This window comes from Bradyrhizobium sp. USDA 4510 (genome assembly GCF_054059095.1).
Map to the genome: position 1 here is coordinate 8312976 of NZ_JBSSBT010000001.1, position 16041 is coordinate 8329016.

Sequence of the window (16041 nt, forward strand, 5' to 3'; positions counted from 1 at the left end):
TCACTCCACCATCTTCCTGAGCTCCGCCTTCGCGACCTTCTCCAGCGTCGACCGCGGCATCTCGTCGACGAAACGGATTTCGCGCGGCAACTTGAAGTCGGCGAGGCCTGCGCGACAAGCGGCCATGACGTTGTCGTGGAGGTCGACGGGCAGCTTGGCGACGCCGGCCTGCGGGATGATGAAGACGACCGGCACCTCGTCCAGCATCGGATGCTTCTTCGCCACCACGGCGGCTTCGCGTACGCCCGGCACCACCGCGATCACCTGTTCGATCTCGGAGGCCGCGACATTCTCGCCGCCGACCTTCAGCATGTCCTTGGAGCGGTCGCCGAACTTGACGTAGCCGCGCTCCAGCATCGTGACGCGGTCGCCGGTGATGAAGTAGCCGAGCTCGTCGAAGCTTTCCCGCGTGGCCTTTTCGTTGTGCAGATATTCGGCGAACAGCGACAGGCCCGGGATGCCCTTGATCAGGAGGTTGCCGGTCTCGCCGACGCCGGTCGGCGCGCCGTCGTCATTGACGATGCGGATTTCGTATTCCGGCGCGGCGCGGCCGATCGACATCGGCGTGTTGGGCTGATCGACCTCGCCGATGATGCCGTGGGTGATGGTCTCGGTCATGCCCCACCAGCCGATGATCTTGATGCCGAACATCGCGAATGCCGGCGGCTCGTTCACGGCAGTGCCCCAGAGCCGGAATTTGTGCTTCTTCGGCACCTCGTGCTCCAGCAGCGCCTTCATGCAGAACGGGATCGTCGAGGTCCAGGTCGAGCCATGCTCGAGCGCCACCGGCCAGAAGCGGCTCGCCGAGAAGCGTGGCTGGATCACGCAGGTGCCCCCGACCCACAGGCTCGCCAGCATCGAATAGGCCAGCGCGTTGGTGTGAAACAGCGGCAGATAGGTCTGGTGCACGTCAAAGGCGTGCAGATCCTGATGCGCGGCGTTGATCTTGGCGCCCCACAGCGCGTTGGCGTGGGTCCACAGCACCGCCTTCGGCCGCGACGTGGTGCCGGAGGTGTATTGTACACTGCAGGGGGCGAGCGGATCGGTTGGGCGACGCGGCCGGTCGGCGCTGTCGGCAAACAGCGCGTCAAAACTGTCGCCGTGCGCGGGCGTTTGTGCCGGCGCTTGCCCGGCGTCGTGCGAGGTCACCGCGATCCAGCGCAGGCCCTTGCAGTTGGCTGATATCAGCTCGGCATAGGCCGGCTGGGTGATCGCGGCGACCGCGCCGCAATGGCCGGCAAAATATTCGATCTCGGCGGCGGCCGAGCGGGTGTTGGTGGTGACGGCGATGGCGCCGAGCTCGACGCAGGCGAACCACGACATGATCGCTTCGACGCAATTGTCGAGATGGATCAGGACATAGTCGCCCTGCCGGATGCCGCGCTTCGCAAGGCCCGCAGCCAGCGCGCCGACGCGCTCATGGAATTCGCCGTAGCTCCAGCGCCGTGCCGCCGTGTCGAACGGCGCCCAGATCAGGAATGGATGGTCGCGGCGCACTTCGGCGCGCATCCGCAGCAGCCAAGGCACGTCGAGCCCCGCAAACGGTCCCACGACGCCCGGCACTGCTTTTGAATTGCTCATATGTCCTCCCGCGCGGCCTTGCCGGCCGCCATTGATCTTGGTTGGAGCAGTTCTGCCATCGGCGTGCGCCGAGAGCAAATCGGGATCTGCAAAGCGGTTTTGCGCTGAAGCAATCTGTTCCGCCGCACGGAAGAGATCGATTTATTCGCGGCATCCGTCATCGGGCGCGCATTCGCACGCCGCGCCGGTTCGCAAGGACGAACGAAAGCTACGTCGCGTTCTTCTCGTACGACGAGATCTCGATCAGGCTGCCGTCGGGGTCGCGGCAATAGACCGAGCGCAGCGTGCCGCGCGCGCCCTGCTTGGCCACCGGGCCTTCCTCGATTCTGACGCCATTGGCCTTCAGATGTGCGACCACTTCCTCGGGCGTGCTCGAAGTGAGGAAGCAGAGATCGTCGCTGCCGGCCGCCTCGTGATCGGCGGTGAACCAGTCCACCTTGTCGGCATCGCGCGGCCGCACATTGATCTTCTGGTTGCCGAACACCAGCGAGGTGCGCGGTGTCTTGCCCTTGCCCGGGTCGAACACCTTCACCTCCATGCCGAGGATCCTGCTGTACCAGGCAACCGAGCGCACGACATCGGTGACGTTGATCACGAGATGGTCGAGCCCATTCACCTTGACGGACATGATCGATCCTCTTCGGTCCAGAGTGCTTTCGAGCGATGTGGTCGCCGGTTCTGGTGCGATCAGAGCCGAAGCTTAGTCTTTCGTCGCGGTCGGCGGCGCACGTGTCGCACTGGTCGCTTCAGGCATTGTTTGTTAAAACCGCGCCGCACGCAACGCAACAGAAACGGGCAGGGCGCCAAACCCTGCTGGATTGGGAGAAACTTCATGATTTCACGCCGTACCGCGCTGGGCCTGATCGGGTCGGGGATTTCGACATTCGCGATCGGCCGCGCTTCCGCTGCCGACTATCCGGCGCGGCCGGTGCGCTGGATCGTGGGTTATCCGCCGGGCGGCGCCACCGACATCATCGCGCGCCTGGTCGGGCAGCGGCTGTCGGAGAGGCTCGGGCAGCAATTCGTGATCGAGAACAAGCCGGGCGCCGGCAACAATATCGGCACCGAGGCAGCGATCAACGCCGAGCCGGACGGCTACACCGTGCTGCTGGTCAATCCGGCCAATTACATCAATGCCTCGCTTTACGCCAATCTGAAGTTCAACTTCGTGCGCGACGTCGCGCCGGTTGCTTCCTTCAATCGCGTGCCGAACGTGATGACCGTCAACAAGGACGTACCGGCCAAGACCGTCGCCGAGTTCATCGAATATGTGAAGGCCAATCCCGGCAAGGTGAACATGGCCTCTTCCGGCAACGGCACCTCGGTGCATCTCTCCGGCGAGATGTTCATGGCGATGACCGGCTGCAAGATGCAGCATGTGCCGTATCGCGGCGCCGCGCCCGCGATCACCGACATGCTCGGCGGCCAGGTGCAGGTGATCTTCGACAACATGCCCTCGATCATCCAGCACATCCGCTCCGGCGCGCTGCGCGCGCTGGCTGTGACGTCAACGGAGCGATCCTCGCAACTGCCCGATGTTCCGTCGGTTGCCGAAACCGTAAAGGGCTACGAGGCGAGCGCGCTGTTCGGCATGGGCGCGCCGAAGAACATGCCGAAGGAAGTTATCGCCAGGCTCAACACCGAGATCAACGCCGTACTCGCCGAACCCGACATGAAGAAGCGCCTGGTCGAGCTCGGCGGCGATCCGCTGATCCAGACGCCGGAAGCCTTCGGCAACGACATCAAGGCCGAAACCGACAAGTGGAAGAAGGTGGTCGAGTTCGCCGGCCTCAAGGTCGAGTAGGCCTCGCAAGAGGCGCGATGCTGGATCGCGCGGGACAAACGTGGCCCGCGTGGTACAGCCGGTCCCTGGCCGAAGCCGGTTTCGTCGGCCTTGACGCGGAATAAAATGACCTTCAGGAACCTTATCAAAGATGCCGCACCTGGCTAACTGCGGCGTCCGAGGAGCCGGATCATGCGCGCATCGGGATTGGCAATGCTTGTTCTGGGAACGATGACGCTCGCAGGCGCGGCGAGTATCACGCCCGCTTCCGCCGATCCTTATGACTACCCATGGTGCGCGCAGGGCCCGAGCCTGGGTTATCCCGGCGAATGCGCTTACCGGACCTACCAGCAATGCCTCGCGAGCGTGTCCGGCCGCTATCTCTATTGCGGCGAGAATCCGCGCTTCCTGTTCAGCGAACCGCCGCCGCCACCACCGGGCCGCTATCAGCGTCGGCACCGGACCGTTTATCCCGACTAGCGTTGCGGCATCACCGCAAGGCAGTCTGTCGCCACTGTTCCTGACGTTCGTCCCTCGCGTCGGGTCCATGCTGACGTGATCGTGAAGCCGCGCACTTGACGTCACGCCGTTTGCGCCTATACTAAACCACATGGTTAAGTATCAGGATGAGACGCTGGACCGCACCTTTGCGGCGCTTTCCGATCCCACCCGTCGCGCGCTGCTGGCGCGGCTCGGCGACCAGGAAAGCCTGTCGGTGAGCGAGCTGGCGCAGCCATTCGCGATGTCGCTGCCGGCGATCATGAAGCATCTCGACGTGCTCACCGATGCGGGTCTCGTCGCGCGCGAAAAGACCGGCCGCACGGTGGCGTGCCGGCTCACCGCACGGCCGATGGAGCAGGCGATGAACTGGCTCAATCGCTATGCGCAATTCTGGTCCGACAATCTCGATCGCCTTGCCGCCTTTGTGGAGGAAGAACCATGGCAAACCAATCCGCAGTCGCCGCCGACGCCGGCCTCGCCGCGCGCCCAAGCCTCACCCTCACGCGACGCCTCCGCGCGCGGCCGGAAAAAGTCTACGCCGCGTGGACCGAGCCGGAAAATCTAGCGCAGTGGTTCGGACCGGGTGGGGTCAAGCCGGCCACGACGCGTGCGGAGCTCGATGTCCGCGTCGGCGGACGCTATCGCATCGGATTCATCGGCACCAACGGCGAATATCACGAGGTCGGCGGCGTCTATCGTGAGGTGGTGCCGAACGAGAAGCTGGTGTTCAGCTGGGCCTGGCATTCGACGCCCGAACGCGAATCCGAGGTAACGATATCGATCAAGCCCGATGCCGGCGGTACGTTGCTCACCTTCCATCACGCGCAGTTCGTCGATGAGACCGCCCGCGACAACCACCAGCGCGGCTGGACCGCATTCCTCGGCAATCTGGAAAGCTTCGTCGACGCCTGACCTGCAAAGGAGCATCCCATGCAACAGCACATGATCGTCTCGCGTGAAGAATGGATCGCAGCCCGCAAGGCGCTGATGGCCGGTGAGAAGGAACTGACCCAGGCCCGCGAAGCGCTCAGCCGGCAGCGCCGCGAACTGCCCTGGGTCAAGGTCGACAAGGACTATGTGTTCGACGGGCCGGGCGGCAAAATGACGCTCGGCGATCTCTTCATGGGCAGGCCGCAACTCGTGGTGCAGCATGTGATGTTCGCGCCGGAGTGGGACGCGGCGTGCAAGAACTGCTCGTTCTGGGCCGACGGTTTCGAGCGCATGGTTCCGCATCTCGCCGCGCGCGACACCACGATGATCGCGATCTCGCGGGCGCCGCTCGTCAAGCTCGACGCATTCAAGGCGCGGATGGGCTGGACCTTCGACTGGGTCTCCTCGGGAGAGAGCGACTTCAACTACGATTACGGCGTGTCGTTCACGCAAGCGCAGATCGATGCGGGGAACGCGAAATACAATTATGGAACGACGCCGCTCTATGGTCCCGAACTGCCCGGCATCAGCGTGTTCTTCCGCGATGAGACAGGGAGCGTGTTCCACACTTACTCGACCTTCGCGCGCGGCCTCGACATGATGAATGCCGCCTATCACTATCTCGACCTGACGCCACTCGGCCGCCACGAGGAAGGATTGCCCTATCCGATGGATTGGGTGCGGCTACGTGACCAGTACCAACCGGCGCCGGTTCAGGCATCCTGCTGTCACAGCTGATCGTCATTGCGAGGGGCTCGCGACAAAATTGCAGGGCAATTTTGCGTGGAAGCGACGAAGCAATCCATCTTCAGCGTTTGGAGAGATGGATTGCTTCGCTGGCGCTCGCAATGAGAGGGAGCCCAAACAGCAGGAAACCGCCCAATGCCTTACGTCGATGGATTCATCGTCGCCGTGCCGAAGAAGAAACTCAAAGCCTATGCGCAACTCTCGAAGAAGGCCGGCAAGGTCTGGCGCGAGTATGGCGCGTTGGATTATCGCGAATGGGTCGCCGACGACGTCAAGCCGGGCAAGCTGACCTCGTTTCCGCAGAGCGTGAAACTGAAGGCCGGCGAAACCGTCGTGTTTGCCTGGATCACCTACAAGTCGCGCGCCCAGCGCGACCGGATCAACGCCAAGGTGATGGCCGATCCGCGCCTGGCATCGATGAGCATGGGTGACGTGCCGTTCGACGGCAAGCGGATGATCTATGGCGGCTTCGCCAGCCTGGTGAAGGTCTGACGCGGCACGGTTTCGCCGCAATCCGCGCAGTAACCGGCTGTTAAATATCACGCTCGGCAAGCCGCGCGATGCCGCTTGCGTTTACTTGGTGATCCCGTATACTTTGCAATACAAAGTTCGGGCGAATCATGCGTGACCTCGACAAGGCGTTGGCCGATATCCTCGCCATCCGCAGCCAGATTGCGGCCGGAACGGCGTTCCGCGGCTACGGTCCGGCAACCGTCGCCGCCACGAGCGGCATCGCGCTGGTCACGGCGCTTGCGCAATATCTCTGGCTCGCCGATCCCACCGCTCATCCGATCGCGTTCCTCGCAGGCTGGGCGGCGGCCGCGTTGGTCTCCGCCGTGCTGATCTGGATCGAGATGCAGGCGCGCTCGCGGCGGCATCATTCCGGCCTTGCGGACGCGATGGTCCAGCAGGCGATCGAGCAGTTCGTTCCCGCGGCGATCGCCGGCGTGCTGCTCGCGATCCTGCAATGGAAGTTCGCGCCCGAGACGTTGTGGATGCTGCCCGGCCTGTGGCAGGTGCTGGTCAGCCTCGGCGTGTTCGCTTCGGTCCGCCTGCTGCCGCGCACGATCGCGCTCGGCGGCGCCTGGTATTTCCTGTCGGGCTTCACGGTGCTCTTGATCGCAAGCCAGAGCCACGCGCTGTCGCCCTGGACCATGGGACTGCCATTCGCGATCGGCCAGTTGCTGCTCGCAGCGCTGCTCTATTTCGCTTCCGGAGGCCATGATGCCGAAGACTGACCTGACCACCGCGCCGTTCGCCTATGACGGCCTCGACCGCGTCATCCACGAGAAGGCGCGGCTCGGCCTGCTGACCTCGCTGATGGCGCATCCGAAGGGGCTCGCCTTTGCCGATCTCAAGCAGCTCTGCGGCCTGACCGACGGCAACCTCAGCCGGCACCTCCAGGTGCTGCAGGAGGCCGGTCTCGTCGACGTCATCAAGGGCTATGAAGGCAATCGTCCGCACACCACCTGCCGCCTGACCAAGAGCGGTCGTCGCCGCTTCCTCGACTATCTCGCCGTGCTCGAGCAGCTGGTGCGTGACGCGGCCAAGGCCGCCGGCACGGCCGAGAGGGCCGCCGGCACGGCAGAAAAGGCCGCCGGCAAGGACGACCGCGCAGCTGGCCGCCTCGGTATCCAGCCGGTTTGAACCATCTCATTTTGTCCGGAGACTTTGTGATGCAAAGTAACGTCGCGCTCAAGCCGGAAGCCGCCTTCAGGCTCCATGTCGGCATCATCATGGATGGCAATGGCCGCTGGGCAACGCGGCGCGGCCTGTCACGGCTGCGCGGACACGAGGCCGGCGTCGAGGCGATCCGCCGCATCGTCGAGGCCGCGCCGGACCAGGGCGTCGGCACGCTGACGCTCTACGCCTTCTCGAGCGATAATTGGCGCCGTCCGAAGGCCGAGGTCGCGGCACTGATGGGCCTGCTGCGCTTCTATCTCGCCAACGAGATCGCTGCGCTCGTGCGCAACGGCGTTCGCCTCACCGTGATCGGCCGCCGCGACCGGCTGCCCGACGGAATCGCCGCCGCGATCACGCGCGCCGAGGCCGAGACCGCCGGCGGCACCACGCTGCATCTGCGCATCGCGATCGATTATTCGGCGCGCGACGCCATCCTGAACGCCGCCGCGCGCGCGGCCGGCGCCGGCGAGCTCAGCCGCGAGACGTTCTCCGATCTCATTACCGGCGAGGCCGGGCTGCGCGACGTCGACCTGATCATCCGCACCTCGGGCGAGAAGCGGCTGTCGGACTTCCTGCTCTGGGAGGGCGCTTATGCCGAGCTGCATTTCACCGAGCGGATGTGGCCCGAATTCGATGCCGACGATCTCGCCGACGCACTCGGCTCCTTCCATCGCCGCGAGCGCCGCTTCGGCGGACTGACCGCGATCGCGCCGGCGGAGGTGCCGAACCTCTAACGCGTCAAGCCGCGCCAACTGCTCTCTTCCTAAAGCCCGGCCGGGGGGTTGGGCTCTCTCTCTCAAGATGCGGGGACGAACGATCACGCCAACCAAAGCGGGAGCGATCATCCATGCGCATTCTTCTCATCAACGTGCCGCACCCGGCGATCGGCAGCCGGATCCCCGACGACCATCTGCCGCCACTTGGCCTGTTGTCGATCGGCGGCCCCCTGATCGATGACGGCCACGACGTCGGTCTTATCGATGCCGAGTTCGGGCCGATGCCGGTCCAAGCCATCGTGGCGGAGGCATCGAGATTTGCACCGGATGCGGTGCTGTTCGGCCATTCCGGCTCGACGTCGGGCCATCCGGTCATCGCCGAGGTGGCGCAGGCGATCGTCAAGGCCGTGCCCGGTGTGCGGATCGTCTATGGCGGCGTGTTTCCGACCTATCACTGGCGCGACATCCTGCGCGAGGAGCGCTACGTCACCGCGATCGTGCGCGGCGAGGGCGAAGAGACGGCGCGGCGTCTGATGCGGGCGCTGGAGGCCGGCGAGGATCTCCGCATCATCAACGGCATCGCATTTCGCGACGATTACGGGCCGCGCGTGATGCCGCCTGCGCCTGTCATCCGTGATCTCGATGCCTATCGCGTCGGCTGGGAATTGATCGATCACGCGCGCTACAGCTATTGGGGCGGCCTGTGCGCCGTCGTCGTGCAGTTCTCGCGCGGCTGTCCGCATCTGTGCAATTACTGCGGCCAGCGCGGCTTCTGGACGCGGTGGCGGCACCGCGATCCCGTGCGCTTTGCGAAGGAGCTGGCGCGGCTCCATCGCGAGCACGGCGTCAAGGTGATCAATTTCGCCGACGAGAATCCGACCGTCTCGAAGAAGGCGTGGCGGGCCTTTCTCGAGGCCCTGATCGCGGAGGATGTCGATCTGATCCTGGTCGGCTCGACCCGCGCCGACGACATCGTGCGCGACGCCGATATCCTGCATCTCTACAAGAAGGCGGGCTGGCAGCGCTTCCTGCTCGGCATGGAGAACACCGACGAGAAGACGCTGGAGCTGATCCGCAAGGGCGCGACCACCACGATCGATCGCGAAGCCATCCGTTTGATGCGCCAGCACGGCATCCTGTCGATGGCGACGTGGGTGGTCGGCTTCGAGGAGGAGACCGATCGCGATCATTGGCGTGGTCTCAGGCAGCTGTTGTCCTGTGATCCCGACCAGATCCAGATGCTCTACGTCACGCCGCATCGCTGGACGCCGTATTTCCGTCTCGCGGCGGAGCGGCGCGTCATCCAGACCGATCGCAGGCTCTGGGACTACAAGCATCAGGTGCTGGCGACCCGGCACATGCCGCCATGGCGCGTGCTGCTCTGGTTCAAGTTCACCGAGATGGTGCTGCAGTGCCGCCCGAAGGCGCTGCTCCGCGTGCTGCTCCACCGCGACGCCGGACTTCGTCACGCGATGCGCTGGTACACGCAGATGGGCCGCCGGGTCTGGCCGCACGAAATCCTCGGCTTCCTGCGCGACAAGAGGTTAAAGAACGGGCCCACCGTGCAGGAATTTTGGGGCGCGCCGCAGGATATGGAGGAGGAATCGATGTCGTCGCACCGGCCCGAGCGCCGCGTCGGCCCATCACGCGCGGCGTAAGTCGATACCGTCTTGTCGGGTTCTGGATATCTGACGCTGATGACTGGACGCCTCAGTCATCAGCGCGATAATTTCCAGGTCGGCTGCGCAGAACAAAAAGAACCGTGGCGGTCGAGGCGTCGAGTTGAGCATACAGGTTGCGATCTTAAAAATATTGGCCAGTCACGTCCGCGGCAAAGCCACAATCAATTCACTTAAGCACGATCTCGCCGTGCTCTCATCGAGCGGCGACGATTGGCATGCGCGGATCAAACGTCTGGCGTCGCGGGTCCCCGAACTCGACATCTTTAGCCATGGCTATGTGCTCCGTGACGTCGAAGGCTGGGAGATCACATCGGCCGGTCGCGAGTTCCTGCTGCACTGGAAGCGGTCACGCAAGACAATCTGCCGTCCGCGCCATCGGCCGATACCGTAATCCGCGCCGAGGGCAGGCTGATCGTGGTCGGTCACCGCTTCAAGAATCGGGTGCGGGCACCGAGTGATCCCGAACAGAGCACATTGGCGCGCCGCCGGCCGATCCGCGAGCCGCATTGAACCTCACTGCGCTGCACGCGACCTACCTTCGGGACGTGGCTCTGGAGGTCGCAAATGACTGCTTTGGCTCAATCGATCGCACGCGCGTTTCCGGCCAATTCGCTTCGGAGCAGCATCGCCCGGCATCTCCTGCTGTTCGCCTTGGCGGTCCTGCTCGTCGCGGCGCTCAGGGCAGGCTACGGCCTCGATCTCAGCGCCGGTCTCTTTTAGCCGCGCGACAAATTATCCGGCGGCAAGTCATATTGGGTTAACCGGACCGGGGTAGCCAGGCGCACGCTCTCCTTGCATCTCGAACCCGGGCCGGTTTTCCATGGATAAGCCGATGCGCTGCCAGTGCGGCAGGACGCGAACCATTGTGCTCGACAAGCATTTCCGCACCGCGCTGGTATGCCCGAAATGCGATGAAGTTCAGCCGGCCGGGCCGGCGAGGGCGGAGGAACGGGTGTTAGCCGCACGCTAACGCGGTCGTGTTCGGCGCCGAAACCCGCTAGGTTCCGTCCGACGAAACGGACCAAAGCGAAACCCGATGCCGCAGCCTTCCGACACCGCCGCCATCACCCTTGCCGACATACGCCGTGCCGCGGATGTGATCCGGGATGCGGTCATGGTCCCGGCCTGCAACGAGAGCCGCACGCTGGGCGAGATCTGCGGCTGCCGCCTGTTCCTCAAATTCGAGAACCTGCAATTCACAGCGACCTTCAAGGAGCGCGGCGCGCTGAATCGTCTGCAGGCGCTTTCGCCCGCGGAACGGAAGCGCGGCGTGATCGCGATGTCGGCCGGCAATCACGCCCAGGGCGTGGCCTATCACGCCAAGCGGCTCGGCATCCCCGCCACCATCGTGATGCCGATCGGCACGCCAATGGTGAAGATCGAGAACACCAGGCGGCACGGCGCCGAGGTCATCATCACCGGGCAGACGCTGGAAGAATGCTTCGCGTTCGTTGGCTCGCATGCTGCGCAGAAGGGCCTGATCCTGATCCATCCCTATGACGATCCGCTGATCATTGCAGGGCAAGGCACGATCGGACTTGAAATGCTCGCGACGGTGCCGGAGCTCGATATCCTGGTGGTACCGATCGGCGGCGGCGGGCTGATCTCGGGCATCGCCACGGCCGCGAAGGCACTGAAGCCGTCGATCCAGGTCGTCGGCGTGCAGGCCCAGCTCTATCCGTCAATGTACAATGCGGTCAAAGGCGAGCAGCTGCCGATGCGCGGCGACACCCTCGCCGAGGGCATTGCGGTCAAGGCGCCCGGGCAGATCACCACGAAAATCGTGCGCGAGCTCGTTGACGACATCATCCTGGTCAGCGAGGACCAGATCGAGCGCGCGGTCGCGACCCTGATCTCGATCGAAAAGACGGTGGTCGAAGGCGCCGGCGCCGCCGGTCTCGCGGCGGTGCTCGCAGCTCCCAAGCGCTTTGCGGGCAGCTCAGTCGGCCTGGTGCTGACCGGCGGCAATATCGACACCAGGCTGATTGCCTCGGTCCTGACCCGCGAGCTCGCGCGCGAGGGACGACTGACGCAACTGGCGCTCGACATCGTCGACCGGCCCGGACAGCTCGCGGCGGTGTCGATCCTGCTTGCCGATGCCGGCGCCAACATCATCGAGGTCTCGCATCAGCGCACCTTCTCCGATCTTCCGGCGAAGGCGACGCTGCTCGAGCTCGTGATCGAAACCCGCGACCGCGCCCATCTGGAGGAGGTGCTGGCAAGGCTCAGCGCCGAAGGATTCGCGGTGCGGGAGAGTTAGCTGTCAGACTGCTTGACCGTCATCCTGAGGCGCGAGCGGAGCGAGCCTCGAAGGATGAATCGGCCACCAGCCGGGCCGTGCATCCTTCGAGACGCGCGCAAGTGCGCGCTCCTCAGGATGACGGATTTCAATGGGCGAACTAACCCTCGTTGTCACCCGCCGCCAGCTCGGCGAGCTTCGCGATGGTGTTGATGTTGCGCGCGGTGCCCTTGGCGGCGGCGGGGATCTTCAGCTTCGAGCGGCCCATGCCGCTGCCATAGGCGACATAGATCTCGCGCTTGCCGAGCCGCACCTCTTCGTCCTGCTGGCCCTTGATGCCCTTCAAGGCGTCCTTGGGCGGCGGCTCGTCGAGGAAGATCGCGACAGTATAGTTCGGCGGCGCTTTCGGAAACGGATTGGCCTTCAGCACCGCGGCGATCTCGTCCGCGCTGCGGACGGCGACGCCGACCGGCTTGCCGGCATAGGCCTGCAGCCGCCGCTCCAGCGTGGCCTTGACCTTGGCCGCGCCGAGCTTCGAGGAGAACACGACATTGCCGCTGGCGATATAGGTCTGCGCGTCGGCAAATCCCTCGTCGACGCACATTGCCTTCAACTCGGTCATCGGTAGCTTGCCGGTGCCGCCGACATTGACCGCGCGCAGCAGGGCGACGTAACGCGGCATCGACTAGCCGTCGGTTTTCCTCTTCGCGGGCTTCTTGGCCGGCGGCGGCTCTTCCATCGCCTTCTTCATGGCGCGCGCATAGGCGTCCGCGGCGTTCTCGGCCGAATTCTGCAACCGCTTGGCGGTCGCGGTTGCGTTCAGCATCGTGCTCTTGGCCAGGAAGCGGAAGCGCGCCTTGGTCTCCTTGTCCTTGGCCTTGGCGGCGCGAGAGACCCAGGCGGCCTGGCGTTTCTTGGCAGCCGCCATCACGGCCTTGGTCTGCGCTTTTGCGGTTTGCCGGATGACGGCGTCGAGGTCGGCTTCGGCCATTCAGTTGCACTCATTGACTGGACATGCGCCGGGCGGGCGCACGGAGGGAGGGACGCTACCCCTAGCGTAACCGGCACCGTTTGAACATGCGATCGTTTTGCGAATTCCCGGAGGATCGCATCGACCCCTGCACCGAGGCTTGCGCGGCGTGCGCTAGTCTCCTGACGACCCCGGCGGCACCTTCGCGCCGGCGAGCAGTCTGGCCAGCTCCACCTGCCGGCCCAGTCCGGTCTTGGCCAGCACCGCCTTGAGCTGGTTGCGCACCGTTTCGCGGGAGATGCCGAATGCGCCGGCGATTGCCTCGACGGTGCGTCCCTCGCCAATGCCGCGCGCAACGCGCGCCTCCGCCGGCGTCAGGTCGAACAGGCCCTGCAGCACTTCCGCGGTCGGCACCTCGGCCGGCACCACCGGCGTCACGATCACGATCGCCGCCGCGCGGTCGAACAGGTCACGCGCCGCGCCATGGATCGGGACCAGATGCACGATCAGCGGCGGCCGATCCTCCTGCGCCGCGATCGGCACCGAGCGCACCTCCACGCTGATCAGTCCCTGATCAAGCGCGACCAGCGCCTGTGCGAACAGCGCATCGGCAGTGGTCGCCGCCAGCGTCAGGCGCTCGCCGCGATCCTGCATCACGTCGGGCACCAGGCGGTCGAACAGCGTGTTGGCTGCCATCAGGCGGCCGCCGCGCCGCAGCACTGCCGCGGGCAGGCCGAGCATCGCCAGCGATTCGGTCGCCGCCCTGGCGCGCTCCATCCCGAGCCGCGCCGACAGCAGCGCGGCACGCGCCAGATGCGGCCGCAGCGCGTCGAGCTGCTCGATTGCTTCCCGCTCGATCGGCCCGTGCTGGTATTCGCGCTCGACGCTGTAGATCAGCACGTCGCCGCTCGGCACCGGGATCGCAGTACCGGCGCCCCATCCGAGCCCGCGCGGGCGGAAGAATTCGCGGATCTGGAAATCCTGCTGCACCTCCTCGGGCGTATCGAACACATCGATGTCGCGCAGGAAGCCGGCATGGTTGGCCGCGAGCAGGCGCGGCAATCGCCCGTTGCGCTCGTGCCAGCCGCCTTCGACATAGGCCACCGTGTCGTCGTGCATGTCGGGGGACGCGACCCAGCGGACGTCGTGCGGGGCCGCCGTCAACAGCACGATACCGCGCGCACGCGCGATCGCGCCGACCTGATGCAGGACATTCGGCCACAATTCGGGGACGACCGCGGCCTCATAGGCCAGTTCAATCAGATGCTCGTGCAGGTCGTTCGCCATCGGTCATCCCAAAAACCGTTGTTGCCCAATAGATAAACCCGGCGACCCCGGAAATATTGCGTAAAGCAATTCAGCCCGAGCCACGAGTCCGGGTTATTCCGGTGCGCGTTCACGCGCATCAGGGGGAATTCCGACGTTTTCGCCGCCTCTTCTTCGCGATTTTCGCGCGGCGGCCGGGGTCTCGCTCGCTCGGCTGCGATCCGGCGCGCGGCCGCCGGCGCACGGACGACGGAGGCGAAGCTCGATGCCAGGTCGGCGGGGCGGCCCCATGACTTGATAGAGACTTGATGAAGACTCGATAATCAGGGCCTGACGATCATCGCCGCGCGCGGCAAAATCGAAGCTACGTGACAGATGGAAACATTCCGAAGCATCCCGAAACCGGATTGGCATGACTGGCGCTGCGCCAAGCCCGCCGGCGTCACACATTTGCAACGTTGCACGCGATCGTTCGAGCATGAACATCCTTTAATTTGTATCCGCGCAATCCGTGGCGCCAGCTAGGGCATGATCCGGAAAAGTGCGAAGCGGTTTTTCGAAAAGGATCATGCCTAACGGGCGGCCTAAGGCGCGATGACGATTCAAACCGGGTCTGATCGCGCTTTTTAAGCGGCCACCTCTGACATTCATGCGAGCCATCGTCGGCTCGGGGAGGGCCGATGATCAGCCGCAGGGCGCTTTCCGGATTGTTGATGACGCTGGTCGGCCCCTCGTCGCGGGCCGGCAGCGACAGGCTGGCGCTGGGCCATTGCCAGGGATCATGCGCGAATGTCGACTTGCCGACCCTTGGCTACGATCAGTTCTGCCGGTCGTTGTTCGATATCGCGGCAAGCGGCAGGCTGCATGCGGTCGCAACCGGTTCGGAGATTCGCGGAGAGATGCGATCTCTGTTCCGGGCGCGGCGGCTTTATCGGCCGTCGCGTGACGAGATCCGGGTGCTCTGGCGCGCGCCGGCGGATGGCTTCTCGGTCGTGAAGGTCGAGTTCGATCTGGAATGCGGCGTGCCGGTGCGCGGATGTCTTGGAATTCCCGACGGAGAATTCAAGGGGTTGATCCTGCTCGGCCACGGCATGGCGAGCACGCCGGAGCGCTGCTTCGACGATGCCGACAAGGACTACATGAACGCGCTCGGCAAACGGCTATGTCGGGACGGTTACGTCGTCTGGTGTCCTTACATCGTCCAGATCGGAAATCAGGAGAGCCAGAACAACATCGCCGCGATGCTGGCATCTCACGGCATCTCCGCCCACAACGTGTCATGCGCATCGCTCGACGCCGGCGAAATCGTTTGCAGAAAGCTCACCGGCGTGTCGGGTTTGAATGTCGGCGTCTACGGGGTGTCCTGGGGCGCCTTTCTCGCGCTGCATCTGGAAGCCGCGACGGGGCAGATGCGGCCGACTGTCGTGTCCGGATATATGCGCGACGAGAAGAAGTTCCTGATGTCATCCGTGATCACCAGGAATCTCGGCGTCGAACTCGCGGCTTACATTCATTTCAGCAACGGCCGCGCCAAGTACGCCGGCGCGGAGCTGGCGTACTTGCTCTGCCCGTGCCCGCTGTTCGTCGAGATCGGGAGCCGTGACGGTGCAAACGCGCTGGAACTTGGGCGGGATGAAAAGTTTTCTCAAATGCAGTCGGTCTACGCATCGTCAGGCCATCCGCATTTGATCGACATGGATATCTTCGACGGTGTGCACGAGGTCAGCGGCAAGCGCGCGCGGCCGTGGCTATCCGAACGTCTGGCGTCGCCAGCCTATCAAGACACCTCTCGCTTGAAGAACGCCATCGCGTTGTGAGCGCAGCCTGACCTCGAGGGTACCGAGAGTGCGCTCGTGTGGGATCACATTGACGGGAGCTTTCGGCGACGGCGGCATGCACTGAGCCGGTCCGCGCGGCCGCAATGGCTGTGTCATGGTGGCGTC

18 protein-coding genes and 1 pseudogene are annotated in these 16041 nt (G+C 64.6%); 14 read left to right on the plus strand and 5 right to left on the minus strand.

The features are described 5' to 3' along the window. Positions 1-1581, minus strand: a complete 1581-nt coding sequence (locus ACVMDN_RS38655) for an AMP-binding protein (RefSeq protein ID WP_076824554.1) — start codon at positions 1579-1581, stop codon at positions 1-3. A gap of 208 nt (positions 1582-1789) precedes the next feature. Then, on the minus strand, positions 1790-2209 hold the full coding sequence (locus tag ACVMDN_RS38660) for a VOC family protein (protein ID WP_057015344.1): 420 nt from the start codon (positions 2207-2209) through the stop codon (positions 1790-1792). A 204-nt stretch (positions 2210-2413) separates the two neighbouring features. Here ACVMDN_RS38660 and ACVMDN_RS38665 point away from each other — a divergent pair, with 204 nt between their 5' ends. The 13 genes and pseudogenes from ACVMDN_RS38665 to ACVMDN_RS38725 all read left to right on the plus strand — a co-directional run bounded on the left by ACVMDN_RS38665 (position 2414) and on the right by ACVMDN_RS38725 (position 11883). Continuing rightward, complete coding sequence (locus tag ACVMDN_RS38665) at positions 2414-3385, plus strand: Bug family tripartite tricarboxylate transporter substrate binding protein (protein ID WP_057015345.1); 972 nt, start codon at positions 2414-2416, stop codon at positions 3383-3385. 171 nt (positions 3386-3556) lie between these two features. Further along, the gene (locus tag ACVMDN_RS38670; protein ID WP_076824556.1) at positions 3557-3844 is read left to right on the plus strand and encodes a DUF3551 domain-containing protein; all 288 of its coding nucleotides are present in this window, start codon (positions 3557-3559) and stop codon (positions 3842-3844) included. Between the two features lie 130 nt (positions 3845-3974). Next, positions 3975-4430: an ArsR/SmtB family transcription factor gene (locus ACVMDN_RS38675; RefSeq protein ID WP_076824558.1), complete on the plus strand. Its 456-nt coding sequence runs from the start codon at positions 3975-3977 to the stop codon at positions 4428-4430. Beyond that, a pseudogene (locus ACVMDN_RS38680) lies at positions 4415-4777 on the plus strand (SRPBCC family protein); the annotation flags it as partial. The gene ACVMDN_RS38675 and the pseudogene ACVMDN_RS38680, both read left to right, overlap by 16 nt. Positions 4778-4795: 18 nt before the next feature. Continuing rightward, a complete protein-coding gene (locus tag ACVMDN_RS38685) occupies positions 4796-5533 on the plus strand; it encodes a DUF899 domain-containing protein (RefSeq protein WP_076824560.1) in 738 nt (245 codons plus the stop codon). A gap of 144 nt (positions 5534-5677) precedes the next feature. Beyond that, positions 5678-6034 (plus strand): DUF1428 domain-containing protein, encoded by a 357-nt coding sequence (locus tag ACVMDN_RS38690; RefSeq protein ID WP_028335567.1) that lies wholly within the window; start codon positions 5678-5680, stop codon positions 6032-6034. 128 nt (positions 6035-6162) lie between these two features. Next, positions 6163-6780 carry a hypothetical protein gene (locus tag ACVMDN_RS38695; RefSeq protein WP_057015349.1) on the plus strand — a complete coding sequence of 206 codons (618 nt, stop codon included), beginning with the start codon at positions 6163-6165 and terminating at the stop codon, positions 6778-6780. Continuing rightward, on the plus strand, positions 6767-7189 hold the full coding sequence (locus ACVMDN_RS38700; RefSeq protein WP_057015410.1) for a transcriptional regulator: 423 nt from the start codon (positions 6767-6769) through the stop codon (positions 7187-7189). Before ACVMDN_RS38695 ends, ACVMDN_RS38700 begins: the two co-directional genes overlap by 14 nt. Before the next feature lie 29 nt (positions 7190-7218). After that, positions 7219-7959: a di-trans,poly-cis-decaprenylcistransferase gene (locus ACVMDN_RS38705; RefSeq protein ID WP_057015350.1), complete on the plus strand. Its 741-nt coding sequence runs from the start codon at positions 7219-7221 to the stop codon at positions 7957-7959. 113 nt (positions 7960-8072) lie between these two features. After that, the gene (bchE, locus tag ACVMDN_RS38710; protein ID WP_076824562.1) at positions 8073-9599 is read left to right on the plus strand and encodes a magnesium-protoporphyrin IX monomethyl ester anaerobic oxidative cyclase; all 1527 of its coding nucleotides are present in this window, start codon (positions 8073-8075) and stop codon (positions 9597-9599) included. Positions 9600-9723: 124 nt separating this feature from the next. Beyond that, positions 9724-10014: a hypothetical protein gene (locus ACVMDN_RS38715; RefSeq protein WP_310885499.1), complete on the plus strand. Its 291-nt coding sequence runs from the start codon at positions 9724-9726 to the stop codon at positions 10012-10014. Positions 10015-10187: 173 nt separating this feature from the next. After that, complete coding sequence (locus ACVMDN_RS38720; RefSeq protein WP_307720376.1) at positions 10188-10343, plus strand: response regulator; 156 nt, start codon at positions 10188-10190, stop codon at positions 10341-10343. 316 nt (positions 10344-10659) lie between these two features. Further along, positions 10660-11883, plus strand: coding sequence for a threonine ammonia-lyase (locus tag ACVMDN_RS38725; protein ID WP_456835837.1), 1224 nt, complete (start codon positions 10660-10662; stop codon positions 11881-11883). Positions 11884-12022: 139 nt separating this feature from the next. Here the strand turns inward: ACVMDN_RS38725 and ACVMDN_RS38730 are convergent, their stop codons facing one another. The 3 genes from ACVMDN_RS38730 to ACVMDN_RS38740 form a co-directional block, all read right to left on the minus strand. Then, complete coding sequence (locus tag ACVMDN_RS38730) at positions 12023-12544, minus strand: DUF1697 domain-containing protein (RefSeq protein ID WP_057015355.1); 522 nt, start codon at positions 12542-12544, stop codon at positions 12023-12025. Between the two features lie 3 nt (positions 12545-12547). Then, positions 12548-12853 carry a hypothetical protein gene (locus tag ACVMDN_RS38735; protein ID WP_076824566.1) on the minus strand — a complete coding sequence of 102 codons (306 nt, stop codon included), beginning with the start codon at positions 12851-12853 and terminating at the stop codon, positions 12548-12550. 153 nt (positions 12854-13006) lie between these two features. Then, a complete protein-coding gene (locus ACVMDN_RS38740) occupies positions 13007-14119 on the minus strand; it encodes a helix-turn-helix transcriptional regulator (protein ID WP_076824568.1) in 1113 nt (370 codons plus the stop codon). Positions 14120-14778: 659 nt separating this feature from the next. On the opposite strand from ACVMDN_RS38740, the gene ACVMDN_RS38745 reads away from it, so the two are divergent. Beyond that, the gene (locus tag ACVMDN_RS38745) at positions 14779-15915 is read left to right on the plus strand and encodes a hypothetical protein (protein WP_076824570.1); all 1137 of its coding nucleotides are present in this window, start codon (positions 14779-14781) and stop codon (positions 15913-15915) included. Positions 15916-16041: the final 126 nt, after the last annotated feature.